The sequence below is a fragment of the Candidatus Soleaferrea massiliensis AP7 genome (assembly GCF_000820765.1).
Classification (GTDB): Bacteria; Bacillota; Clostridia; order Oscillospirales; family Ruminococcaceae; genus Soleaferrea; species Soleaferrea massiliensis.
The window spans coordinates 1-25,787 of sequence record NZ_CCYH01000033.1 but is presented as its reverse complement, the minus strand read 5'-3'; the positions used below and the strand labels follow the sequence as shown (position 1 = coordinate 25,787).

General features: G+C 55.1%; 16 protein-coding genes and 1 tRNA gene. 14 read left to right on the top strand and 3 right to left on the bottom strand.

Going from position 1 to position 25,787, the window contains the following annotated elements; genetic code table 11:
* The 3 genes from BN348_RS08390 to BN348_RS08380 all read left to right on the top strand — a co-directional run.
* Window positions 1-1,669 (top strand): sodium-translocating pyrophosphatase (locus tag BN348_RS08390; protein ID WP_040197432.1); only part of this gene is annotated, 1,669 nt, incomplete at its 5' end.
* 143 nt (window positions 1,670-1,812) lie between these two features.
* A tRNA-Ala gene (locus tag BN348_RS08385) sits at window positions 1,813-1,888 on the top strand.
* 129 nt (window positions 1,889-2,017) lie between these two features.
* The gene (locus BN348_RS08380) at window positions 2,018-2,749 is read left to right on the top strand and encodes a class I SAM-dependent methyltransferase (RefSeq protein WP_040197430.1); all 732 of its coding nucleotides are present in this window, start codon (window positions 2,018-2,020) and stop codon (window positions 2,747-2,749) included.
* A gap of 370 nt (window positions 2,750-3,119) precedes the next feature.
* Here BN348_RS08380 and rsgA read toward each other — a convergent pair whose 3' ends face one another.
* On the bottom strand, window positions 3,120-4,196 hold the full coding sequence (gene rsgA / locus BN348_RS08375; RefSeq protein WP_040197429.1) for a ribosome small subunit-dependent GTPase A: 1,077 nt from the start codon (window positions 4,194-4,196) through the stop codon (window positions 3,120-3,122).
* A 706-nt stretch (window positions 4,197-4,902) separates the two neighbouring features.
* Window positions 4,903-7,254, bottom strand: a complete 2,352-nt coding sequence (locus BN348_RS13215; RefSeq protein WP_052446832.1) for an Ig-like domain-containing protein — start codon at window positions 7,252-7,254, stop codon at window positions 4,903-4,905.
* 200 nt (window positions 7,255-7,454) lie between these two features.
* On the opposite strand from BN348_RS13215, the gene BN348_RS13210 reads away from it, so the two are divergent.
* On the top strand, window positions 7,455-8,624 hold the full coding sequence (locus BN348_RS13210) for a M23 family metallopeptidase (protein ID WP_052446831.1): 1,170 nt from the start codon (window positions 7,455-7,457) through the stop codon (window positions 8,622-8,624).
* Window positions 8,625-8,873: 249 nt separating this feature from the next.
* Entirely contained in the window at window positions 8,874-9,473 is a 600-nt protein-coding gene (locus BN348_RS08355; protein WP_040197426.1) for a site-2 protease family protein, read from the top strand.
* 268 nt (window positions 9,474-9,741) lie between these two features.
* On the opposite strand, the gene BN348_RS08350 is transcribed toward BN348_RS08355, so the two are convergent.
* Entirely contained in the window at window positions 9,742-11,139 is a 1,398-nt protein-coding gene (locus BN348_RS08350; protein WP_040197425.1) for a GntR family transcriptional regulator, read from the bottom strand.
* Window positions 11,140-11,635: 496 nt separating this feature from the next.
* On the opposite strand from BN348_RS08350, the gene BN348_RS08345 reads away from it, so the two are divergent.
* From BN348_RS08345 to BN348_RS08300, 9 genes are all read left to right on the top strand, one after another.
* Window positions 11,636-15,421, top strand: a complete 3,786-nt coding sequence (locus BN348_RS08345; RefSeq protein ID WP_040197423.1) for a diguanylate cyclase domain-containing protein — start codon at window positions 11,636-11,638, stop codon at window positions 15,419-15,421.
* A 52-nt stretch (window positions 15,422-15,473) separates the two neighbouring features.
* Window positions 15,474-17,882, top strand: coding sequence for a hybrid sensor histidine kinase/response regulator (locus BN348_RS08340; RefSeq protein WP_052446830.1), 2,409 nt, complete (start codon window positions 15,474-15,476; stop codon window positions 17,880-17,882).
* Between the two features lie 701 nt (window positions 17,883-18,583).
* Window positions 18,584-20,425, top strand: coding sequence for a TIGR03960 family B12-binding radical SAM protein (locus BN348_RS08330; RefSeq protein WP_040197420.1), 1,842 nt, complete (start codon window positions 18,584-18,586; stop codon window positions 20,423-20,425).
* Window positions 20,418-21,077 carry a TIGR03936 family radical SAM-associated protein gene (locus BN348_RS08325; protein ID WP_052446829.1) on the top strand — a complete coding sequence of 220 codons (660 nt, stop codon included), beginning with the start codon at window positions 20,418-20,420 and terminating at the stop codon, window positions 21,075-21,077. The genes BN348_RS08330 and BN348_RS08325 overlap by 8 nt, the downstream gene beginning before the upstream one ends.
* A 23-nt stretch (window positions 21,078-21,100) precedes the next feature.
* Window positions 21,101-21,877: a PhzF family phenazine biosynthesis protein gene (locus BN348_RS08320; protein WP_040197418.1), complete on the top strand. Its 777-nt coding sequence runs from the start codon at window positions 21,101-21,103 to the stop codon at window positions 21,875-21,877.
* Window positions 21,878-22,347: 470 nt separating this feature from the next.
* On the top strand, window positions 22,348-22,857 hold the full coding sequence (gene infC / locus BN348_RS08315) for a translation initiation factor IF-3 (protein ID WP_040197417.1): 510 nt from the start codon (window positions 22,348-22,350) through the stop codon (window positions 22,855-22,857).
* A gap of 23 nt (window positions 22,858-22,880) precedes the next feature.
* Window positions 22,881-23,078, top strand: coding sequence for a 50S ribosomal protein L35 (gene rpmI / locus BN348_RS08310; RefSeq protein WP_040197416.1), 198 nt, complete (start codon window positions 22,881-22,883; stop codon window positions 23,076-23,078).
* Between the two features lie 45 nt (window positions 23,079-23,123).
* Complete coding sequence (rplT, locus tag BN348_RS08305; RefSeq protein WP_040197415.1) at window positions 23,124-23,477, top strand: 50S ribosomal protein L20; 354 nt, start codon at window positions 23,124-23,126, stop codon at window positions 23,475-23,477.
* Window positions 23,478-23,805: 328 nt separating this feature from the next.
* Window positions 23,806-25,787, top strand: a 1,982-nt coding sequence (locus BN348_RS08300) for a glycoside hydrolase family 31 protein (protein ID WP_040197414.1), incomplete at its 3' end; no start/stop codon positions are given.

Below are 25,787 nucleotides of genomic sequence, written 5' to 3'. Positions count from 1 at the left end.
CTTCTGGTTCTTCTTCTTAAAATTCTGGTATACCAATGTACAGCCGATTGCCGACCCGAGCGCGCAGATTCAGGCCATCACGTCGGCTATGCTGACCTTCGGCATGGGCGCGTCCTCGATGGCGCTGTTTGCGCGTGTCGGCGGCGGCATCTTCACCAAAGCGGCGGACGTCGGCGCGGACCTGGTCGGCAAGGTGGAAGCGGGCATCCCGGAGGATGACCCAAGGAACCCGGCGGTCATCGCGGACAACGTCGGAGACAATGTCGGCGACGTTGCGGGCATGGGCGCGGACCTGTATGAATCCTATGTCGGCTCCATCGTCTCCACAAGCGCGCTCGCGGTTGCGGCCAGCTATGGCTTCAACGGCGTGATGATCCCGCTGGTTATGGCGGCGATCGGCATCCTCGCTTCGATTATCGGTACCTTCTTTGTACGCACGAAGGAGGGCGCGACGCAGAAAAACCTGCTCGGCGCGCTGCGCCGCGGAACCTGGATCAGCGCCGCGCTGATCGCGGTCGTGGCATTCCCGCTGATCTATTTTGTGCTTGGCGCGGATAAGATCGGCGTCTACTTCTCGGTGCTGAGCGGACTTCTGGCCGGCATCCTGATTGGATTCTTCACCGAATACTACACCTCTGACTCCTATAAACCGACGAAAAACCTGGCGGGCACCTCGCTGACCGGCCCGGCAACTGTCATCATCGGCGGTATGTCGCTGGGTATGCTGTCCACCCTGATCCCGGTCCTGATCGTCGGCATCTCGGTTCTGGTCAGCTTCTATGTCGCGGGCGGCGGCGCGGATTACAACTGGGGACTCTACGGCATCGGCCTTTCAGCGGTCGGCATGCTGTCCACCCTGGGCATCACGCTGGCAACCGACGCATATGGACCGATCGCGGACAACGCGGGCGGCATCGCCGAGATGTGCCATATGGGCGACGATGTGCGTGAACGCACCGATGCGCTCGATTCCCTTGGAAACACCACCGCGGCGACCGGCAAGGGATTTGCCATCGGTTCCGCGGCCCTGACGGCCCTGGCGCTGATTGCCTCCTATATCGCAGAGGTTCTGCTGATTGCGCCAGACGGCTTCAAGTTCGATCTCGCCATCAACAACCCGACCGTCCTCGTGGGCCTGTTCGTCGGCGGCATGCTGCCGTTCCTGTTCGCGGCCTTCACCATGGAAGCGGTCGGACGCGCGGCACAGAGCATCGTTGTGGAAGTGCGCCGGCAGTTTAAACAGATCAAGGGCCTGATGGAAGGCAAAGCGGAGCCGGATTATGAATCCTGTGTGGATATCTGCACAAAGTCCGCGCAGAAGGAAATGATCCTCCCGGCAGTGATCGCGGTCATCGCGCCGATCATCGTCGGATTGATTCTCGGTGTCAACGGCGTTGTCGGCATGCTGGCCGGCGCGACCGTCACCGGATTCATCCTTGCCATCATGATGGCGAATTCCGGCGGCGCCTGGGACAATGCAAAGAAATACATCGAGAGCGGCAAGCTCGGCGGAAAAGGCTCCGAAGCGCATAAAGCGGCGGTGGTTGGCGATACCGTCGGCGACCCGTTCAAGGATACCTCCGGCCCGTCCATCAACATTCTGATCAAACTGCTTTCGATGGTTTCCATCGTTTTTGCAGGTGTTGTTGTGAACTTCTCGATCTTCTGATTGATTACAAGGAAAGCTTCACCAGGATACATAGAATGGGGGAGGGAGCGGAAAGCTTCTTCCCCCGTTTTCCGCAATTTTTGCGAAAAATACTTGACAAGCCTGTATACGGTATGGTAGAATAATCTTCGTTGGAAATAGACGGGGCATTAGCGCAGCTGGGAGCGCACCACACTGGCAGTGTGGGGGTCAGGGGTTCAAGTCCCCTATGCTCCACCAGATGAAAGGTCCTATAAATAGCTGGAAGCGGCTGTTTATAGGACTTTTGTTTATCGTAAACGCGCATTTTGGCTTGATCGAATGGATAAGATGAATCCTATCATCAGTCAACCGACGGAAAGGAAACCTATGAAAGAAAACAAATATGATGACGAACTGTTTTTTGAACAATACAGCAATTTTCCCCGTTCGGCTGAAGGGCTGGCCGCGGCGGGAGAATGGCACGAGCTCAGAAAGATGCTCCCGGATTTCCAAGGGAAGCGCGTGCTGGATTTGGGCTGCGGCTTTGGCTGGCATTGTAAATATGCGGTTGAGCACGGCGCTGTCTCCGCCTTGGGAACCGATCTGTCCGAAAAGATGCTGAAGGGTGCCTTGGAACGGAATCCGGACCCCCGCATCACATACGAAAAGACGGCGATGGAGGACATCTCGTATCCGGCGGATTCATTTGACATTGTGCTCAGTTCGCTTGCGTTTCATTATGTGGAGGACTTCCCGATGGTCTGTAAAAAGATCTATAACTGTCTTGTAAAGGGCGGCGCGTTTGTCTTCTCCTGCGAACATCCTGTCTTTACAGCCTACGGCACGCAGGATTGGCACTGCGATGAGGATGGAAAGATTCTGCACTGGCCGGTGGACCGTTATTTCACGGAGGGCAAGCGGGAAGCCCATTTTTTGGGCTGCGACGTGGTCAAATACCATAAGACGCTTACCACCTATGTCAACACGCTGCTGCAGACGGGCTTTGCCATCACAGGCTTGGCGGAACCCCAGCCCGATCCCGAACTGTTGGATGTGCCCGGCATGAAGGACGAGCTTCGCAGGCCTATGATGCTGCTTGTTTCCGCAGAAAAAAGATAGCAGATGCACGACAGACAACCGTATTCGAATAAAAAATCCACCCTGCATCGTCCAGCGATGCCGTGGTGGATTTTTTATTTTTACGGATGTTTAACTGTTGAATTTCACACAGACGGAAATATGGCCAATATGCAATGGATATCCTTTTTGCGCACATAAAGCGCAGGTTGTGATACCATGCGAAAACTTTCCAGCCGTATGCCTTCGCAGGAAAAACGCGGGTCATTTCCTGTCTGCTGTCAGGACCATGACGGGGTTTCGGATATCCGATGATTCGTCGGGAGTTTTTTTCGGCTTGATGGAGTTTGGCCCTATGGTTTTTCCAACACCGGACCGCTGTCACATGGATTGCTTTTCCAATGCTGTATGGTTATCTTCTTCTGTTTCGTTTATCGGTTTCATGGAGATATTTTCTGGCCTTTTTCATGCCGCCGACTTCTTTGAACATCGCACTGAGCTTTTCTTGCTCGATCTGCCTTGCGGACAGGCCGTCGTATCTTGCTTCCCGCTTCAGCTTCTGGTAGCTTTCCAGCCTACGGCGGTCCAGACTGCCGTTTTTCAGTGCCTCACGGACCGCGCATCCCGGTTCTGCGGCATGCGTGCAGTCCCGAAAGCGGCACGAAGACGCCAGATCGTCGATATCGGAGAATGATCTGGAGAGGTCTACGGAATCTACGCCCAGCTCCCGCATGCCCGGCGTGTCGATGATGATGCCGCCCTGCGGCAGGACGAGCAGTTCCCTGCGGGTCGTGGTGTGCCGGCCCTTGTCATCGCCGCGGGTCTGCGACGTCGAAAGCAGCTCCTCTCCGGCCAGACAGTTGACCAGCGTGGATTTTCCAACGCCCGAGGAACCGATCAGGGAGGCCGTCATTCCCGGCCGCAGATAGGACAGGATATCCTGACAGGACGACGGATCGAAGCTTGAAGTTATGACAATCTCCGTGCCGGGCGCAATCGATTCTATTTCAGTTCTCACTGCACGCAGGTCCGCGCACAGGTCGGCCTTTGTCAGCACCACCACCGGGGATGCACCGCTGTTCCATGCGACGGAGAGATACCGTTCCAACCGGCTCAGGTTGTAGTCGCTGTTCAGGGACATGCACAGGAACACGATGTCGATGTTGGCGGCCACCACCTGAATGTCCTGCTCCCTGCCCGCGCATACCCGTTCAAAGCTGCTGACCCGGGGGAGAAGATGATGGATGATGGCGTTGCCGGTACGGCTGTCGGTTCGGTCCGCCATCACAAAATCTCCCACAGCCGGATGCTGTGAAGCCTCGTGGCGGAACCTTCCGGAGATCTGCGCGAAGCATTCCCCATCCTCTGTGATGAGCTTATACAGGTCCCTGTACTGGGAGATAACGCGTGCCAGACACAGGCCGGGGTAGAGGGATGCTTCGGAAAAACGGCGTTCATCTGCACCGTAACATTTCATATTGTTATTCAAGATTTTCCACCTCATAATTTTTATAATATTTTAACTTTCATCATCGGCGGAACGCTCGCTGCAGAAAAAAGGGCACAGTCACAAGACTATGCCCAATCCGTTTATCAAAGGATTTTGTTTGGCATAGTTCTGTATGAAACCTCATTGCACAACAAATAGAGCGACCATCGTCGCTTTCGTTTTCTATGCAGCTGCGTTCCTTACAGAACAATCACCAAGCAGACCCCTCTCATACAATTTATTGTAGCAAGGATATCATAAATACATGCGGATGTCAAGCTGCCACAGCCCCAAAACAGGAGAATTACAAATGAGAAATAATGCCAATAGAATGAGCGTCCATTACGACAGCTCAGGCGACAAAATGAGAAAAAGATGTAGCAGGTTGCTGTTGTGACAGGAGGTGTTTTGTTTTTGAGTTGTTTTATCAAAAACAGCCTGACAGATTCGGTCTTTAAACGAATCTGTCAGGCTGCAAACGTTTTTAGGATGTATAGCGCATCCTTGCGAAAAAAAGTGGAATAAAAAATCGATATACCAAATGCACCTCTGTACATTGTTTGATCAGGTGCAAAAGACATCTATAAAACAGCGGCACAATGGACGAAACCGCCTTTGCCATGGTTGTACTGTACCAGCAGGCGAATGTATAACGGCCAGTACGGTTGACGGAAACCTTCGGACAACTTCTTTCCGCCCATGCATGCTATTGTACCCGCAGCAGACATTTATCCGATTTTCCGCTGGACGGGTTTTTGGCGTAAATCCAGGTCGCACCTTTTCCAACGCCTGTGACGGTGCCGTCAGCCGAAACCTTTGCGACAAACGGATTGCCGCTGGAATAGACGACCGTGCGGTCCAGTGCGGTTTGCGGAAGCGCGGCGGCTGTCAGCTTCAGCGTTTTGCCGACGGCAACGGATGCCTCCTCCCGGCCGAACGATACCGAATCGACGATCAGGCTGCCGTCAACATGCACGAGACATTGATCGGATTTTCCGCTGGCCGCATTTCTCGCGTACAGCCAGGTGGAGCCGGTTTTCTTCGCGGTGACCACGCCCGCGTCATCGACAGCGGCGACAGCGGGATTTCCGGTTGACCACTGGATGCTTTTATCCACCGCGCCGACGGGCAGGACCTGTGCCGACATCTTCAGCGTTTTGCCGGCCTGTATCGTCACTTCCTGTGCATCAATCGTCACCTTCTCGGCAAGCGTGCCGGATAGGTTGGATTCGACCGTCAGCAGGCATTTATCCGAAAGCCCACTGGCCGGATTTTTGGCGTACAGCCAGGTTTTGCCGACCGATTTTGGTGTGACGGAGCCGGATGCGCTGACAGAAGCGATGGAGGGATTTCCGATGGACCATTGGATGGTCCTGTCCGCGGCGTTCTGTGGAAGGACCTGCACCGAGAACGAACGCGTTTCGCCAAGTCGGACGGAAGCCTCCGACGCATTCAGTGCGATTGAGGTGACGAGAACGCCGGATGCGTTTGGTTCCACGGTCAGCAGGCATTTGTCCGAAAGTCCGCTGGCCGGATTTTTGGCATACAGCCAGGTTTTGCCGGGGCTTTTCGCGGTCACGACACCCGAAGCGCTGACAGAGGCGATGCTCTGATTGCCGACAGACCAGCGGATGGTTCGGTCGTCTGCATCTGCGGGCAGCGCCTGTGCGGAGAACGCAAGCGTTTTCCCGGCTTTGACGGACGCTTCCTGTACGTTCAGTTTGACCGATGTGACCGGAATCCCACCGGAAGCGGATTCGACGGTGATCAGTGCCTTTGCGTAAAGCCCGCTTGCAGGGTTTTTGGCATACAGCCAGGTCTTGCCGGGGGAAACACCGGTGATGACGCCGCGGTCATCCACCCGCGCGATGCCGGTATTTCCGATCGACCATGCGATGGCCTTGTCGCTGGCGTTTGCAGGAAGCACCGTGACAGGGATCGAGCCGGTTTTACCGGCTGTCACAGTCAGTTCATCGGATGAAAGGGTAACCGAAGTGACCGGCGTGCCGGAGCCGTCGAGCACCACGGTTACAAGGCATTTTGCGCTTTTCGAGCTGGAGGGGTTCAGCGCGGTCAGCCAGGTTTTTCCGGGCGCGACGCCGGTGACGGCACCCTTTTCATCAACGGTTGCAATCCTGCTGTTGCCGGTGGTGTAGCGGATGGTCCGGTCGGTGGCATTGGACGGCAGAACCGAAGCGGCGACCGTTTTTTGGGAGCCTGCCGCAACCGTCGCTTCCCCGGCGATCTCCACCCCGGTGACCGGAACGGTGGGCAGCTCGGTGGAGAGCGAAGAGACCGTACCGGACAGGTACTGGCCGATATACGGTGCGTATTTGCCGGAAGCCGACGGCGTGATCTGTCCGGACTGACAGTTGAGCCGGCAGTTTTGCACCTTGCCGCGGTTGACGCCGACAAGCCCGCCCGCGATCCCGGTTTTGCCGAACGCGCCGTCCGCCTTGACGGAGCCGGAAGCGCCGATCAGCACATGGCAGCCGGTGATCGATGACTGCGCCTCGTTCTGCGCCGCGATGCCCGCGGAAACCCGCATGCCCCGCAGCGGTCTGCCGACAGTGACGGTGCAGCCGGTGATCTGTCCAGGAAGCTGGGTGAGCGAAGCGGCTGCGTGCTTCCAGGACCCGTTGTAGACAGCGATGGAAGCGGCCATCATGCCGCTGATATCCGCGGTCAGTTCCAGCTTCAGATTTTTGATGACGCCTGCGTTCCTGTAGAACAGCGCCGCATCCGGGCTGAGATTGGTAGACAGTGTGCTGACGGAGACGGTCTTTCCGTTGCCGTCCAGCGAACCGGTGAACGCGCCGTCCTCGGCAATCATCCGAAAGCCGGCCGGCAATGTGATGCGCGCAACGCTGTCGGCAATTTTATAGTGCTTGTCCAGCCCATTCCGGATCCGGTCAAAGTCAGATGCTGAGGCGATGAGGATGGGATCGTTCTGCGTGCCCGATGCGGCAGACACCATCGGCGGCCTGTATACGAACAGTGAAAGCAGCAGACAGAAGCTCACAACCATACAGAGAATGTTGTTTCGATTTCGGATCATAGATTTTTCCTTTCCTATAGCTGATATATTCATGATACACTACGCCGAAAGCGGTGTCAATGCGAAATTTCGACAAAAAACCGGTTATCCGGCGGGAATCGTCTGCATATATTTGAGGGAAAAGGTTTATCTGGAAGCTGTGGAGAATGATAGAAAGCGCGCCGTTTTGGCGCAGAACATCATCAGGAAGGGCGATCTGTATGGACTATGAAAGATACAATGACGAGCTTACCGCTCATCGGAACCGAAGAAATGAACATCGGGCGAAACCTGCGGGCGCAAAGAAGAAGGATATCATCACGCCGGTGCTGATTGTGCAGTCCCTGATCTGCATCGTGCTGCTGCTCGCATGCTTCGCCGTCAAGCTGGTTGGGGGAGGATTCTATGAAAAATCGCGGCTCAAATATGCGAACATGCTCACCGACAAGACCATTGAAAACCAGCTGACCGAGAATGTCCTGAAATTTGCCGATCAGGTGCCGGCGGTGCGGCAGGTATTCGATGCGGTCGGCGGTTATGTCGACGATCTCGCGACCATGCTGCACATCGATACCGGAAAGCCGGCCGAAGGCCAATCCGCTGACCTGCCGTCAAACACGCCGGCGGACGACGCCCGGGAACCGGAGAGGGATGCCTGGAAGCGTCCCGCGGACAATGCCGCCGGCGCTGCGCTGACCCTCTATCCGCGCCCGCCCGCAGACTGTGCCTTTGCACGCTGTAAGCCAGGTTCGGCCGCGGCGTTCTCCAATTCCGCGGCGGCTGTCTCGTCTACACAAAAGCAGAATTCCGTGTCGGTTGTCAGCGAGGGCGTCGCCTCGGGAAGTGCTGCCAGTGTGCAGGGAACCTCTGCAGAAAGCGGCATGGGCGGTATGATCGAGGTCGCAGATCCCGGAAACGGGGACATCCTGACCCCGCCGGACTCCGCGACGCTTGCGCCGGTCTACCTGTCTGCGAAGCCGTCCCTGCCGCTGCATGGAACCATCACCTCGCCGTATGGATACCGTATGCATCCGACCACCGGAAAGCTCGACTTTCACAACGCCGTGGACATCGCCGCGCCTCAAGGCACCCCGATCTCCTGCGTGCTGCCGGGCAAGGTCAAGAAGGTGGTGCAGGATGACGATATCTACGGCAACTATGTCGTGGTGGAGCATTCTGAGAACCTGTCCACCAAATATGCGCACTGCAGCGTCGTGCTTGTGAAGGAAGGCACCGTGCTGCGCGAAGGGGAGACCATCGCGCAGGTGGGAAGCACCGGCATCGCAACCGGCCCGCACTGCCATTATGAGATTCTGGTGAACGAAATCAACGTCGATCCCGCCTGGGTCTATGACCTCCCCGACGAGGAGGATGAGTCACAGGCGGTATAAGGCCGACAGAGCCTGTCTGTAAGGGAGCGGGCGCCGTGCGGCCTTTCGTCTCGTATGCTGTGCCGCCAAGAATGTCCTGTCTGTTTCTATATAGACGCCATTCTTTCATGTCCGGTCTGCTTTCGTATGGATGCTATCCCTTGGGGAAAGTTGCGGAAGATGGCGGGGATACATCAGATATCAAAGCGGATGCGGCTTTACTGCAGAGAGATTCAGATAAAACAGCGGAATGACAGGCGGTGATAGCGATTGCACTTCAGAATCTGTGATATCGACATTGAACTGACCTTCGGATTCTTTGCGGCGCTTGCCGTGTTTATGCTGTTCGACCGTTCGGGGCTGCTGCTGTGGATGCTGCTGACCATCCTGCTGCACGAAACCGGGCATCTGTGTGCGATGCTGCTGTGCGGAAGCATCCCGCGCGCGGTTGTGCTTGAGCCGTTTGGCGTCAAGATTGTGGAGGGCAGGCGCGCGCTCTCCTATCTGCAGGACGCGCTGGTCCTGTTTGCGGGACCGGCCGCGAATCTGCTGCTGTTTCTGGTCCTGTATCTGCTGTATGGCCTGCGGATGCCGATCGTCGGCGTCATCAGCCTGCTGACGGGGGCCCTGAATCTTCTGCCCATCGGTTTGCTGGACGGTGGCTGGATGGTGGAAAACCTGCTGCAGCTGTTCCTGCCTTACCGGCGCGCACAGACGGTGAGCGATGTGGTTTCATTTTTATGCCTGGTGCCACTGTTTGTACTGGGCATTGTGATTCTCTGTTCCGCCGGACACAACTTTACGCTGCTGCTGCTGTGCACCTATCTGCTGGTCACCATTGTCTTCAAGACGAATATGCGGGGCGGGTAGCATCCATGTCCCGGGAACCGCAGTGTGGGCAGAAAGCTGCCAATATCACAAAAGAACCCGTGTTTGGCCTATGCCAATCACGGGTTCTTTGACAAGCTGAGAAGACTGATTCCAGATCAGTCTCTTCTTTTCTTGGTAATTCCATCTTGATAAAAATATCTCAGTCCTAAGATGACGCACCGGACAGTTATAAGAATTTACCGGCGCGAACAGGTTTTTATCCTTAGCTGGTGCATACGGAATAAGCAAAAACATCGTGGCGCCCGTGTCAGATGCCGGGACGCTTCAGCGCGTGTTTTACAATGCCGGACATCTCCGCAAGCAGTGTTTGGATGCCCTGACTGTAAAGCAACGCATCGTTTTTCTGCAGCCCCTCTACAAGCATAATGGACGCGCGTTGCGCCGCTTTGTCCCATTGCTGCGTCCTGATAAAGGGGTATCCCCAGAACAGATATTCATACAGCCGCTCACAGATCTCACGTATGGACGCCAGCGGATAGACATCCAGCAGATGGTGAATCGAAACGTAGAGCAATCGGTGCGGCTTCCCTGATTGGACAGAATGCCGCAGATCATCCAGAATCGCGTTCCGTTTGCTTTGAGAGATGGCGGAAAACGCGGCGCCAATGACCTTGTCGCAGGACAGCGTGATCATCTGGATGCTGTAAAAAAGAATATCAAAATTTCTAAGGATAGCCGGCTGTCTGAGTTTCTCGGTATCAGGCGCTGAAAATGCGATCTGTGTTCCGACTCCGTTGATGGATTTGGTGATGCCCAGGCTGTTTGACAGGTCGACCGCCCTGCGTACGGTGCTGAAGGACACACCGTATTCCTCAGCCATTGCTGAAAAGGAGGGAAGAAGTGCGCCCTCCTTGCAAATCCCTTCCTCCACCCTGCGCATCAGGCGCAGAACCAGAGAATAGCAGTATTGCGGCCTGCCATAATACCCCTGCCAATGGAACGGAATCTGTACAACGGCGGTTTTATCGGTCTGAGGCGGCAGGATATAATCCTTCATTGCGCGGTAATATTGATCCTGCAGCTGTAAATAAACTTCCAGCAGGCCCTGGCGGTCGTTTTGATGGCAGCAGGCGGCAATCCGGTCGATTGCTTTTCGGGAGTACTCCCGTTCTTCGGCGTAGGAATCGATCGCTTTCTGCAGGCATGGGAACTGGAAATACAGCACGATCTCATTGGCCAGATCGACCGCGAGAGGATTCTGAAGCTTTCCCAGCATGGTAAAGCAGCAGACCAGGGACAGATAAGAAACCTCCGTATCGGGAAGGGCGGCGATCCGACCGAACCTTTGCAGATCTTCCGCGGACAATAGCCGGCATCCCTCTTCAAACATGGGGGCGAGGAGCAGCATCGTCGTCCGGTTCAAATCCAGCATGACGGCTTTTCTTGCAAGGTAATACGCTTTAATATCATTTTCAATTTTTTCTTCGGAAGCGTCATAGACGACGGTGGTCCGTCTGCCGGCTGATACGCTCAGATAGCCATCCTGCTGCAGCTGTGCGAAGGCGTTGCGTATCGTCTGCCTGGATACCTGAAATTTATCACAGAGCTGTTTGATGGGCGGGAGGATATCCCCTTTATGAAAATATCCAAAATGACAGCGTGAGGCGTAATATTGATATACAAACCGATATTGATACTGGTCCAAAGCAGTTTCTCCCTCCGGTCTTGTCGTTTCTAAAATATTATAACATTTTTTTATCAAAAAAGCTATGCCCACTTGTTATCCCTTGTCAAATTTGCTATAATTAAAGGTACGTACATGAGCAAGGTTGGCCGTATGGAGATTGGGGCCTGCGTATGAAAGCGGAATTCATGAATGATTCACCTGTTTATCGGGAATCTGTTTTGGATATAAACGCTGGGTGGCTGTGCTTGTGCGGCCATCCGTTTCACTGTGGGCGTTTTTACAGGGGTCTGCCGCGGTTGCTCAGCTGTTAAAGACACGCGGGACCGGTATGCTGTGCGCGTGGCGGCGTATGCGGCGGAGGTTTCGGAAGTATGGGGATGACGGTATTGCATCGGGCATGACAGGATGATATGCGGGAAGGCCGGGCCATGCAGGCGGTGGGAGGACATCCCATACCGAATACAATAAAGAGAAAATGCGGCTGCGCATATAAGGCGGACGAGGAGGGAAACACATGAACCGGAACACACTGCTGATTGTGGATGACATGGAGGTAAACCGCGCCATTCTGCGCGCGTTGTTTGAACAGGATTACAACCTTCTGGAAGCGGAGAACGGCGAGCAGGCGCTGATGCTGTTGAGCCAGTATCAGGACACGATAGCCGCGCTGCTGCTGGATGTGGTGATGCCGGTCAAGGACGGCTACGAGGTCATGGTGGAGATGAACAAGACCGGTCTGATCAAAAAGATACCGGTGATCATCATCACCTCCGAGGATTCCATGGAAAACGAAGTCCGTGCCTTTGACCTGGGCGCGTCGGATATCGTCATGAAGCCGTTCGAGCCCCATGTGGTCAAACGCCGGGTGCAGAACGCCGTGGAGCTCAACCTGCACAAGGAGCATCTGGAGGAACTGGTTGAAAAGCAGGCGGTAAAGCTCCGCGAATCCCAGGATGTCATGATGGACGCGTTGTCCTCCGTCATCGAGCACCGCAGTGTGGAATCGGGGCAGCATATCCTGCGTATCCGCATGTTTACGAAGGTGCTGCTGGAGGATATCATGCGCACCTATCCGGAATACAACCTAAATGAGCGTGTTATCAACGTTATCGCCAGCGCTTCGGCCCTGCACGATATTGGGAAGATATCCATCCCGGATGCCATCCTGAACAAACCGGGGCCGCTTACGGCCGAGGAGTTTGCGGTCATGAAGACCCATTCGGTGAAGGGCTGCGAAATCCTGGAGGGCCTTGAAAGGATGGACGACAAGGAATACCTGCGCTATGCGTACAACATCTGCCGCTATCACCACGAACGATGGGACGGTGGGGGCTATCCGGACGGGCTGAAGGGCGAGAGCATTCCCCTGTGCGCGCAGGCGGTCGGCATTGCGGACGCCTACGACGCGCTGACCACCGACCGGGTTTATAAAAAGGCGTATTCCTCCGAAAAGGCCTACAACATGATTTTGAATCAGGAATGCGGCGCTTTTTCTCCGAAACTGCTGGAATGCTTTAAGAGTGTCCGCGAGCGGTTTGCCATGCTGTCCAGCAGCTATGCGGACGGCCGCTCCCCGAAAGCGGATTCGGAAAAGCTGGCCATCATGCCGGCGCTTCATCCGACAGAGGAGCAGAACACACAGCAGTTCAGCCAGATGAAGTATACGGCGATGCTGCGGTACGCGGACGCCACCGTGATGGAGATCAATCTGGACAGCGGCATCTATCATCTGGTATATACCCTGAATGAGGATTTCGATTCGCTGCGCTTTGGTGAAAACTACAGGGAGGCGATCCGCAATTTTGTGGACAAAGCGGTCCACATCGACGACCGCGCGGAAGCTTATGACGCGATCGACCGCTATGAGCAGGACTTTGTTGAGAACGGTTTGCTCAAACGTACCCGGCGGTACCGGGTGCTGCAGCGGGCTACCGGCAAATATGCCTGGTATGAGGCGACAATGCTGCGCATCGATATCCACAACCCCCATTCCCACAGGATGCTGGCGGTGTGGAAGGAGCTTGCCGGGGCAGGCTGCCATTTGCTGCCGCAGGCAGAGCGGGATGACCGGATTCCGGAAATTCAGGATCAGCTGATCGGCATCCAGCAGTGTGTCAATGACCGGTGGTTTACCATGACGAAGATCAACCGGGGCTTTATCAATCTGTTCGGCTACAGCAGGCAGGAGGTTCACGACCTGTTCCGCGACCGCTATACCGAGATGATCCATCCGGACGACCGGAAGGCGGTCAGGGAGCGGTTTCAGGAACAGCTTCTGCTGGGGAACACCATGGAGCTGGAATACCGGGTTCCCGCGAAGGACGGGCGCATGGTCTGGATTCTCGACAAATGCCAGCTTGCGACGGCGAAAGACGGGACGGAATACCTCAACTGCGTCCTGGTGGATATGACCCAGGTCAAGCAGGCGCAGGAGGCGCTGCGCCTGACCATAGAACGGCACGAGATCATCATGGATCAGACCAACGACATCATCTTTGAGTGGGATATTGCAAAGGACACCCTGAGCTACTCCTCCAACTGGAACAAGAAATTCGGCTATGTGCCCATTCAGGAAGAGATCAGCACGCGGATTCCGCAGGCTTCCCACATCCTGCCGGTGGATATCCCGCGCTTTGTCAAGCTGATGGAGGACACGCGCGGCGGCATCCCCTATGGGGAAGCGGAGGTGCGCATTGCGAACGCGGACGGGCTCTATACCTGGTGCCGGATCCGCGCGACGGTGCAGTTCGACCGCGGCGGCGCGCCGATCAAGGCGGTGGGTGTGATTGTGGATATCGACCATGAGAAACGGCGCACCCAGGAGCTGATGGACAAGGCCGACCGCGATTCCCTGACCAAGCTGTTCAACAAGAGCGCCGCCCGCAAACGGATACAGAAGCAGCTGGAAAACCGGGCTCCATCCGACCAGTATGCGATGCTGATCATCGACATGGACAATTTCAAGCAGGTGAACGATTCGCGCGGCCATATGTTCGGCGACGCGGTCCTTGCGGAAATTGCCGCACAGCTCAAAAAGCTGTTCCGTTCGGACGATGTGATCGCCCGGATCGGCGGGGATGAGTTCCTGGTGTTTGTCCGATGCGTTTCGGATATCAAGATCATCCTCGATCGGGCAAAAATTGTCATCGAGCGGTTCCATGACGTTCTGGCGCAGGATCTGCAGGATTTTCAGCTTTCCTGCAGCATCGGCATCTCCTGCTGCCCGGGCGACGGAACCGACTATCAGCGCCTGTTCCAGTCCTGCGACCAGGCGCTGTACCATGCCAAGCAGCGGGGCAAGGACCAGTTCGTCCTGTTTGACAAGGATACCATGGCCAGGGCGTTCAGCCTGAGTCCGGACCAGGTCCTTGCCGCCAGCACCCGGATCGAATCGGACGACGAGTCCGACCTGCATACATACGGCATCATTCAGCAGGCGTTCAAGGTGCTTTATGAGGCCGGAGACGTGGAACTGGCCGTCAATTCCATTCTGGCGATGGTGGGACTCAAGTACAACGTCAGCCGGGTCTATATCTTTGAGGATTCCGAGGACGGCACCTGCTGCAGCAATACCTTTGAGTGGTGCAACGAAGGCATCCATCCGGAAATCGATACGCTCCAGAACCTGTCCTACCAAAGCGATCTGGATGGGAACTACCACGACAATTTCAACGAAAACGACATCTTCTACTGTCCCGATGTCCGCGAGCTTCCGCAGAAGCAGTATCAGATCCTGCAGGCGCAGGGCATCCTGTCCCTGCTGCAGTGCGCCATCCGGGACGACGGGAAGTTTGTGGGCTATGTGGGCTTCGACGACTGTACGGAGAGGCGGATATGGACGCAGGCGCAGATCGACGCGCTCGCATTCATCTCCGAGCTGCTGTCCACCTTCCTGCTCAAGAAGCGCGCGCAGGACCGGGCGCTGGCGACAGCACAAAATCTGCAGATGGTGCTGGACAACCAGAATTCCTGGATCTATGTGATCGATCCCGATACCTACGCGCTGCGGTATATCAACGCGAAGACCTACCGGATCGCGCCGAACGCCTGTCTGGGCATGCGCTGCTACGAGGCCTTCTTCAACCGGACCCAGCCGTGCGGGCGCTGTCCGGCGCGCGGCATCCGGCATATCATCAATCAGACCATGGAGGTTTTCAACCCGGTTTTAAACGTTTGGTCTTTGGCGGATGCGTCCTTCATTCACTGGGGGACACAGGATGCCTGCCTGCTGTCCTGCCACGACATCACGCCGTATAAGCTTCGGGAATGCGACGGCAGAAACCAGCGCGAGAACGGCTGAAGCATAAAAGATACGATGAACTATACATCTCGTCATGAAGGAAGATGAACATATGGCAACAAATCCAACTGAATCTCAGAATATTTCCGAAGCGGAGAGTCCCGGCTATGAGTACAAGACGCTGATGAGTTCTCTGCAGGTCAGCGTCAGCAAGCATCTGCTGGATGCGTCTTTTACGATGGTGTGGGGGAATGACTTCTATTACAGGATCATCGGTTATTCAAAGGACGAATATGAAGAGCTGTTCGACAACAACCCGCAGATCTATTACACATATCACGGTTATAAGGATGAACTGGGTAAAATCACGCAGGCGGTCATCCAGGCAATAGAGAATGGCAGAAACACCTTCAGCATTGTGACGCGCATGCCGGTCAAAGGCGGCGGACACATCTGGGTGCGGATGACGGGAACCTTCACCGACGAGTATGTAAACGGGAAGCAGGTTTCCTATACGGTGATCACCGATATCAACGATCTGGTGCAGATGCGGATAGACCAGTCGATCACCTACAACAACATCCCCGGCTTTGCCGCCAAATTCGTCATCGATGAGCATACCGGCATCCGTCTGCTGGATGCCAACGACCAGTTTCAGAAGTTCTTCGGCACAAAGAAATCCATCGATTCCTCCAACGAGGTGTTCCGAAAAAACCTGGAGCTGAATGCCGAGGCCATTCAGGCACAATACCCCCATGTTGCAGCCGGAAAGCCGATCCGTTTTCTTTCCCATCTGGAGAACCGGGAAGGAAAGACCGTCTGGATGCAGGTCAGCGGGGAATGTATCGACCGGGTTGGCGGGGCGCCTGTTTACCTGCTGATCTACATCGATGTGACCGACCTGACCGACCTGCGCGAGATGCAGAAAAAGCTGGAGAATCAGGCCCGGCAGCTCAAAAGCGCCCTGCAGGAAGCGGAAAGCGCCAACCGTGCCAAGTCCGATTTCCTTTCACGCATGTCGCACGACATCCGCACGCCGATGAACGCGATTGTCGGCATGACAGAGATCGCGGCGTCCCATCTGGAACGTCCTGAAAAGGTGCAGGACTGCCTGAAAAAGATTGCGCTTTCCAGCCAGCATCTGCTGGGGCTCATCAACGACGTGCTGGATATGTCGAAGATCGAGAGCGGGCAGATGGCGCTGCGGAATGACACCATGTTTCTGCCGCAGGTGCTGGAAAATGTCATCGCGATCGTTCAGCCGATGATAAAATCCCGCGGACAGCGGTTTTCAGTCCGGCTGCGCAACGTCGTGCACGAACAGTTCTCCTGCGATTCGCTGCGTCTGCGTCAGGTCTTCATCAATATCCTTTCAAATGCCGCCAAGTTCACCCCCTACGGTGGAAGCGTCACGGTGGATGTGGAGGAGCTGGCCTATGACCAGCCCGGCAGGGCGAGGTTCTGCTTTGCCTTCTCCGACACAGGAATCGGCATCAAACAGGAGTTTATCGGCCAGATCTTCGACGCGTTTGCCCGTGAGAAGGACGGACGCGTGGACAAAACCGAAGGCACCGGCCTGGGGCTGGCCATCACCGCAAAAATCGTCGAGCTGATGGGCGGAACGATCGATGTGCAAAGCGAATGGGGCAAGGGAACGACCTTTACGGTATGCCTGCCGCTGCAGATTGAATCGCGCACGCAGGATGCGTGGAGCTTTCCGGAACTGAGGGTTCTTGTGGCGGACGACGACATGGTCATGTGCGAATACACCGCGCAGATGCTTACGGAATGCGGCGTCCATGCCAAATGGGTGGACAGCGGTGTCCATGCGGTCAGCGAGGTTGTCGCCACGCACCAGGGCGGGAAGGATTACGATGCGGTGATTGTGGACTGGAAGATGCCCGGACAGGATGGGGTGGAAACGGTCAGGAAAATCCGGGAACAGGTCGGCGGCGACGTGCCGATTCTGATTGTATCCGCCTATGACTGGTCTGAAATTGAAGAGACGGCGCTTGCGGCCGGGGCGAACGGTTTTCTGCCGAAACCGCTGTTCCGTTCCACATTGCTGAGCGGCCTTGGCCGTTATGTGCTTGGGCAGGAGGAAACCGCGTGTGTGCATGGCGGCGAACGCCGGTATGATTTCAGCGGGAAGACCTTCCTGCTAGTGGAGGACAACGAGCTGAACCGTGAGATCGCTGTCGAGCTTCTGTGCGCGACGGGGGCTAAGGTCGAGTATGCCTGTGACGGCGGCGAAGGGGTGGAGAGGTTTATGGATTCCCCGGCGCATGGCTATGATCTCATCCTGATGGATATACAGATGCCGGTCATGAACGGATATATGGCAGCCAGAAAAATCCGCGGACTGGACCGGGAGGACGCGTGCTCGGTCCCAATCCTCGCGATGACGGCGGACGCTTTTGCGGAGGATATCTTTGCCGCCAAGGAGGCGGGGATGGACGGGCATATCGCAAAGCCGCTGGACATGGCGGATTTGAAGCTGAAAATCAGCAGGTTTATCTGATCGCCGATATGCCGCGGGCATGGCGCGCAGCTGATACGGCGCCGGGCGGTATGGACAGCCGTCTGAAGAGCGGTATCCGGCGGCGGATGTTCCGCGGATTGAAGCCGCTGACCGCGTTTAGCGCCGGTTTGTTTTCACAGCGGCAGGCCGGCTGCAAGCGTTCAAGGCCTGGGATGTTTGCGCGGCGGACAGGGTCATGATATCTTTGAAGGGTTTCCACGTACCCGGCGTAAAAGCTCTGAGGGGGCGGCGAAGAATCCGGCGGACAAATGCCGGATTCTTCGCCGCCCTTAAAATGTTTGAATAATGTCTTTTTCAGATAGTACATCCCAATCCTTCATCGATTCTGCCCGGCTTGTGTAAGGGCTGTGTTTATATAATATGACCAACAGCGGTTCGGGCATGGACGCCAATGCTCTGTATATGGTTTGAAGACAACGAATCAGCCATACGGCGTTCAAACTCACGGGCAAAAAGTTCATGCCAAAACATTTGAGTGAAAGAAGAAAATATGCTATAATAAAACGAAATCTGCGTTTATTCCCGCAGTTGATGTAAAAATAAGGTTTACTGCACGCCTGCGTGCAGATGCAGTAAATAAGAGAATCTTTAATAGAAAGCAGGAGGCAGTTGTATATGTCACAATGCATCGATGGTTATGTATTCCCTTGCATCCATTCTGTACAAGGAGAGGTGAACGGATGAGCTATCATGAAAAACTTGAGAAAATCCTGATGAAGGCACAAAAACCGGCAAGATACATCGGCGGCGAGCTGAACTCCGTCGTCAAAGATAAAGATGAAGTGGATATCCGATTCGGATTCTGCTTCCCGGACCTTTACGAGGTGGGCATGTCGCATCTCGGCATGAAAATCCTGTACAGCCTGATGAATGAGCGGGAAGATATCTGGTGTGAACGGATTTTTTCGCCGGACCGGGATATGGAAAAGCTGATGCGGGAGAACGGCATCCTGCTGTATGGGCTTGAAAGCCTTGAACCAGTGAAAGATTTTGATATGATCGGCTTTACGCTGCAGTATGAGCTGAGCTTTACCACCATCCTCAACATGCTCGACCTGGCGGGACTGCCGGTCGAGAGCAAGGACAGGCCCGGCCTTGCACCGATTGTCGTCGCGGGCGGCCCCTGTGCCTGCAATCCCGAGCCGATCGCCGACTTCATCGACCTGTTTATTTTGGGCGAGGGCGAGGAGGTCAATCTGGAGCTAATCGACCTGTACAAGCGGGCGAAACGGGAAAACCTCTCCAAGGAGGAGTTCCTGCGGCAGGCTTCTCAGATTCCGGGCATCTATGTGCCGAGCCTCTATGACGTCTCCTACCGGGACGACGGCACGATCGAGAGGCTGACGCCGCTGCACGGCGCGCCGGAAAAGGTCGGGAAGCGGATCATCAAGGAGATCGATCAGGTGTATTATCCGGAGAATTTCGTGGTGCCGTTCATCGATGTCGTGCATGACCGCGCGATGGTCGAGGTGCTGCGCGGCTGCATCCGCGGCTGCCGGTTCTGCCAGGCTGGCTTCATCTACCGGCCGTTCCGCGAGAAGCAGGCCGGCACCATCAACAAAAATGCCGAGGATCTCTGCCGGACGACCGGCTACGATGAAATCTCTCTGTCCTCCCTGAGCACCAGCGACCTGAGTTCGCTTGAGGATTTGATGGACCAGCTCCTCAGCTGGACTGATAAGGAGAAGGTGAACCTCTCGCTGCCGTCGCTGCGGGTGGACAACTTCAGCGAAAGCCTGCTTGAGAAGGTGACCAGCGTGCGCAAGAGCGGACTGACCTTTGCGCCGGAGGCGGGCACCCAGCGGCTGCGCGACGTCATCAACAAGAATGTCACCGAGCAGGAGATCATGAACACCTGCCGCATGGCGTTTGAGGGCGGCTACACCTCGGTCAAGCTCTACTTCATGCTGGGGCTTCCGACCGAAACCGACGCGGACATCAAGGGCATCATCGAGACGGCGCAGAAGGTGATCCATCTGTACAGTACACTCGAAAACAAGCCCAAGGGAAAGGGCGTCAAGATCACGGTCAGCGTGTCGTCGTTTGTGCCGAAGCCGTTCACACCGTTCCAGTTCGAGCCGCAGGACACGATGGAGATGCTGCGTGAGAAGCAGAAGTATATGGTATCCTGCAACAATTCCCGCAAGATCACGCTGAACTGGCATGAGGTCAAGGTCAGCTTCCTTGAGGGCGTGCTTGCCAGAGGGGACCGCCGTCTGGGCAAGGTCATCCGGGCAGCTTGGGAGAAGGGCTGTGTATTGGACGGCTGGGACGAGCACTATCAGTTTGACGCCTGGATGAAGGCCTTCGAAGAGCAGGATGTCGATCCGGCCTTCTATGCGAACCGCCGCCGGGAATTCGACGAGGTTCTGCCGTGGGATCATCTGGATTTCGGCGTCAGCAAGGCCTTTCTGATCCGCGAGAACAAAAAGGCGCACGAAGAGGTTACCACCCCGCACTGCCGGCAGAAATGCAGCGGATGCGGCGCGAATAAACTGTTGGGAGGGGAATGCTTTGCATAACATCCGGGTATTTTACAACAAAACACAGCGTGCGAAGTACATCTCCCACCTGGACATCAACCGCTGTATGCAGCGCGCGCTGAAGCGTTCCGGCCTGCCGGTCTGGTTTACGGAGGGCTTCCACACGCACATCTATGTGACCTTTGCGCTGCCGACGCCGCTCGGCTTCGAAAGCATGTACGAGGTCATGGATTTCCGGCTGGTCGAAGAGCTTCCCATGAAGGAGGTCGTCCGCCGGCTGAATGAGCATCTGCCGCAGGGCATCGAGATCTGGGGAGCGGGCGCCCCGGTCATGAAGCCGGAGCGGATCAAATATGCCGAATACGACCTTTCACTGACCTATCTGGACAAAACCGGCGCTGAGACCGGCGCGCATCTTGAGGAATTTATGGAACAGGAGTCGATCATCGTGACCAAGAAGACCAAGAAAAAGGTCAAGGAGATCGATCTGAAGCCGCTGGTATCCGTTCTCCATACGGAGGTCTGCGGCGATACGCTGAAGCTGACCATCCGCACCAACGCGGGCATCCTGCTGAACGTCAACCCGATGCTGTTCCTCGAAGCGTTCGAAAGCCGGTATGGATTGCGGTCGGACTACTGGAAGATTACGAAGAAAAAGGTGCTGGATGAGAATCTGAAGGACTTTGTTTGATTGTTTAGAGGGGGAAGTTTCCGATGCGCTATTATGTGGTGGATGCGTTCGCGGACAGGATGTTCCACGGCAATCCGGCCGGGGTCTGCCTGGCTGACCGAAAACTGGACGGCCGGACGATGCAGCGCATCGCGGCGCAGAACAATCTTGCGGAAACCGCATTTCTTTCTGAGAAGGACGGCGCGTATCATCTGCGCTGGTTTACGCCGGAGGAGGAGATCGACCTGTGCGGCCACGCCACGCTGGCGGCGGCGTTTGTGCTGATGAACGAGGTGCGTCCGGCTCTGGGCGACGTTGTGTTTGAGACAATGAGCGGGCCGCTGCGCGTCGTTCGCGGCGGGGAGCTTTACACCATGGATTTTCCCTCCAGGAAGCCGGTTCCGGCCGGGAAACCCGCGCGGCTCGAAGAGGCGCTGGGCTGCCGGGTGCTTGAAACCCATCAGTCCAGGGACCTGCTGGCGCTGGTGGGCAGCCAGCAGGAGGTTTGTCAGCTGCGTCCGAACATGGAAATGCTCAGGAAGCTGGACGGCAAACCAACCATCATCGTGACGGCAAAGGGGGAGGACTGCGACTTCGTATCACGTTTCTTTATCCCGCATGCAGGGATTACCGAAGACCCGGTGACCGGTTCCGCGCACAGCACGCTGATCCCATTCTGGAGCGAACGGCTTGGGAAGAAAGAGATGCTTGCAAGGCAGCTTTCGGCGCGCGGCGGAACACTGTTCTGCAAGCTGTGCGGAGATCGGGTCAAAATTGCCGGAGCGGCGGTCCTGTATCTTTCCGGCGAAATCATGCTTTAGCGGTCTGTTTTGGCGTCCGCGCGTCTGTTTCCCAGCCCGCAGGCGGGGGATGGATTCGTTTTGGCATCCGTATGGGAATAAGGAACGCCGCCAGGTGTGCAGCTGACTTCACAGGCCATTGTCCATTTTGGCATCCATGCGGGGGTGTGGAAAGCTGGAGAGCTTATTTTGCCCGGGCTGGGATTCCAAGCGGCGGATGGTTGCTGCTGCCGGATAAAAGAAAAAAATTTGAAATCATACTTGACAAAGCGGGATGTATCTGATAAAATAAATTAGAAAACAAAGCAGAACTTATCCGTTCTCACCTGTGCACCAAAAGGATGTGACACATGGTCAATATGAAAAGAGTGCTTCCCGGATTGATCCGCTGGAAGTGTACTGTTTTGATGTTGCAAGCGCGGACGGGTTACGGTCTGCGCTTTTGTTAATTTTATGGGCTTTGGAGGTGCTTAACCATTAGCAACAAGGAAATGCTTATCAATGAGGAGATCCGTGATAGAGAAGTCAGGGTCGTAGGTCCCAATTCGGAGCAGCTGGGAATCATGTCGTCCAAGGACGCGCTGAAAATGGCTGGAGAAAAAAATCTTGACTTGGTAAAGATTGCTCCTCAGGCAACGCCGCCTGTTTGCCGCATTATGGATTACGGCAAATATCGTTTTGAACAAGCGAAACGCGAGAGGGAAGCGAAGAAGAATCAGAAAACCGTCGACATCAAGGAGATTCGTTTGTCGCTCAATATTGACACGCATGATTTTAACACCAAAGCGGGCCATGCAAACAAATTTTTGGATGCGGGCAGCAAGGTGAAGATCAGCGTACGCTTCAGAGGACGTGAAATGGCGCATCCCGAAATCGGGGAAGCGCTGATCAAACGTTTTGCCGAAGCATGTTCAGAACATGCAAACGTCGAAAAGCAGCCTAAGATGGAAGGCCGCAGCATTACCATGTTCCTTTCATCCAACAAGAAGCCCACCAAGTAAATCAATCAGGGAGGATATTGAAAATGCCTAAGATTAAAACACATACCGGTGCGAAAAAGCGCTTTAATTTGACCAAAAACGGTAAAGTGAAACGTGCGCATGCATTTAAATCGCATATCCTGAACAAGAAATCCACCAAGCGCAAAAGAGGTCTGCGCAAAGGCGCTTATGCCGATAAGACCAATGTAGCGGCAATCAAAAAGATGATTCCGTATAAATAAGGATCGGTTTCACCATTACCATATCATTTTTGGAGGTAGAGAAGTATGGCACGTGTAAAAGGTGCGATGATGACCCGCAAAAGAAGAAAAAAAGTATTAAAGCTTTCCAGAGGTTACTTTGGATCGAGGCATAGATTGTTTAAAACCGCGAAACAGGCGGTCTACAAATCCGGCAGATACGCGTTCATCGGCCGCAAGCAGAAGAAGAGAAACTTCAGAAGCCTGTGGATCACCCGCATCTCGGCTGGATGCAAAATGAACGGCATGAATTATTCCACCTTCATGAACGGACTCAAGAAGGCCGGCATCACCCTGAACCGCAAAATGCTTTCCGAGATCGCAATCAATGATCCGGGTGCGTTTGCAGCGCTTGTTGAAAAGGCAAAGGCTGCCCTCTAATTAAAATCAGTAAAAAGGAAACCTTATAGCCCATCCGGGGCTGTAAGGTTTTATTTTTTTGCCTGTATCTTGAAAGAATCATCAAAATATGTTCATAATCGTAGAAATTTTCTAAGAATTCGTTTCAGAATCGTAGAAAATAACATGGATTTTGTTGATGGTTTGTGCTATACTTTTCATGGGTTATAGCGTTTGCCGATCTATTTATTTTTAATATAGAAGTAAATGATGAACGGGAGGTGAAGAAAGGCGCACGCAATGTAGCAACAAAACATTCAAAGCCATCCAACCAAACAAACATCGATCAACATGAAGGGAATGAAACCAAATGAAACAAAGATTCTCCAGCAAACTGCTCAGCATGCTTCTGACACTCTGCATGGTTGCGACCATGATACCGTTCTCAGGCGTACTGGCGGCGGAATCCGGCTACGATGCGGTCGGCGATTTTGTTTCCTATACGGAAAATGGAAACGACATCGACATCCAGGCATCCGGCGCGGACCTGCGCATTGAACTGTGCCAGGACAACATGGCAAGGGTCCGGATGAAACCGTCCGATGAGGACTATCTGCCGAATGAAGAATTCCTGGTCGTGAAGTATGACTGGGACCCGGTGGAAAAGACGGTCAGCGACGAGGGTGAGTACCTGAAAATCGCGACCGCGGAGATGGTGATCCGTGTCTACAAAAACCCGGTCAGCATCGCCTACTATCAGCCGGACAATGAAACGCTGATCACAAAGAACAGCGATGCGGACGCTCTGGGCTATAAGGCTTCGGGCGAAAGCGCGACCTATTTCGATATGGACGCGGCCGGCGAAACCGAGGACTTCTACGGACTCGGCACCAACGGCAACGCCTATAACTGGCGTTCCAAGAGCATGCGCGTCTGGATGTCCGACCAGAACAAGCACAACCTGACGCCGTTCTTCATCAGTACAAACGGCTACGGCATCTATGCGCACACCTCCTTCGGCTCCACCTTCGACTTCACGACCAACGTGTATTCGATCGAGCTGGAAGGCGGACAGATGGACTATTACTTCATTGCGGACGAAGAACCCGTCAACATCGTGGCGGATTACAACACGCTGACCGGCAGCCTGTCCATGCCGCCGAAGAAGGCGCTCGGACTCATGTACCGCGGCAGCGGCAGCTGGAACGCGGATGATTTCAAACGGGTCATCGGAGAGTTCCGTGACAATAAGGTTCCGATTGACTATGTCGGACTGGAGCCGGGCTGGCAGACCTCCACCTATCCTTGCACCTATGTCTGGAGCGGCAGGTTCCCGGACCCGGGAGAGTTTTCGGCCTATATGCGGGATGAAAACCACGTCTCCCTGAACCTGTGGTGCCATCCGTTCCTTGACCAGCGCTCCCCTATGCGCGATCCGGATACGGCGGACAACCCTTACAATATGAACCCCTTTATGTTCAGCCACAACCACAGCTTCGCTTCCGGCAACGGCGGCAAGGCGATCGACTTTACATCGAAGGACTCCCGCGACACCTTCTACAGCTACATCAAGAAGGTCAACGGCGACATCGGCATCCATTCCTATAAGATTGACGAGGTCGACCAGTTCATCGATGAGAGCGCGGTTCTGCCCAGCGGCATGACCGGCAAGGAGTACCACAACCTGTTCGGCAGCCTTGCACAGAAGGTTGTGCACGACGGCACCCGCGAGAACTTCGGCATCAGGACCTTTACCTATGACCGCGGCCTGTTCACCGGTTCCCAGCGGTATCCGTCCGCAGGATACAGCGATACCTACAACATCAACGAATACATCCGGCTGAACGTCAACGCGGGCTTCTCGGGCGGTTATGTCTCGCCGGAGCTGCGCGCCGACAACGAGGCGAATGAAGTGCTGTTCCAGCGCCGCACCCAGCTGTCCTTCTTCAGTGCCTATGCGCTTGAGAACGAATGGCAGCAGGGCTCCGTGCCATGGGAACGCTCGGCGGTTTCGTATGAAAACTTCAAGAAGTATGCGAACCTGCGCATGAAGCTGGTCCCATACATCTATTCGAATTTCCAGAAGCAGAGCGAGCAGGGCGTTTCGTTCCTGCGTCCGCTGGTGCTCGACTTCCCGCTCGATAAAAACGCGCGCAACATCGACATGCAGTACATGTTCGGCGATGCGCTGATGGTCGCGCCGGTCAGCTCCAGCGCGGAGATCGCCACCGTTTCGATCTATCTGCCGGCCGGAAGCGACTGGTATGACTACTGGACCGGCGAAAAGTACACCGGCGGCAAGACCATCTCCTACGAAGCGCCGTCCGATGTCCTGCCGATGTTCGTCAAAGC

What these genes read in the sequence shown, in the direction of transcription:
- rpmI (WP_040197416.1), top strand. Translation starts at nt 22,881, where the DNA reads ATGCCTAAGATTAAAACACATACCGGTGCGAAAAAGCGCTTTAATTTG.
- BN348_RS08320 (WP_040197418.1), top strand. Translation starts at nt 21,101, where the DNA reads ATGCGCTATTATGTGGTGGATGCGTTCGCGGACAGGATGTTCCACGGC.
- BN348_RS08330 (WP_040197420.1), top strand. Translation starts at nt 18,584, where the DNA reads ATGAGCTATCATGAAAAACTTGAGAAAATCCTGATGAAGGCACAAAAA.
- BN348_RS08380 (WP_040197430.1), top strand. Translation starts at nt 2,018, where the DNA reads ATGAAAGAAAACAAATATGATGACGAACTGTTTTTTGAACAATACAGC.
- BN348_RS08340 (WP_052446830.1), top strand. Translation starts at nt 15,474, where the DNA reads ATGGCAACAAATCCAACTGAATCTCAGAATATTTCCGAAGCGGAGAGT.
- rplT (WP_040197415.1), top strand. Translation starts at nt 23,124, where the DNA reads ATGGCACGTGTAAAAGGTGCGATGATGACCCGCAAAAGAAGAAAAAAA.
- BN348_RS08345 (WP_040197423.1), top strand. Translation starts at nt 11,636, where the DNA reads ATGAACCGGAACACACTGCTGATTGTGGATGACATGGAGGTAAACCGC.
- BN348_RS13210 (WP_052446831.1), top strand. Translation starts at nt 7,455, where the DNA reads ATGGACTATGAAAGATACAATGACGAGCTTACCGCTCATCGGAACCGA.
- BN348_RS13215 (WP_052446832.1), bottom strand. Translation starts at nt 7,254, where the DNA reads ATGATCCGAAATCGAAACAACATTCTCTGTATGGTTGTGAGCTTCTGT.
- infC (WP_040197417.1), top strand. Translation starts at nt 22,348, where the DNA reads ATGCTTATCAATGAGGAGATCCGTGATAGAGAAGTCAGGGTCGTAGGT.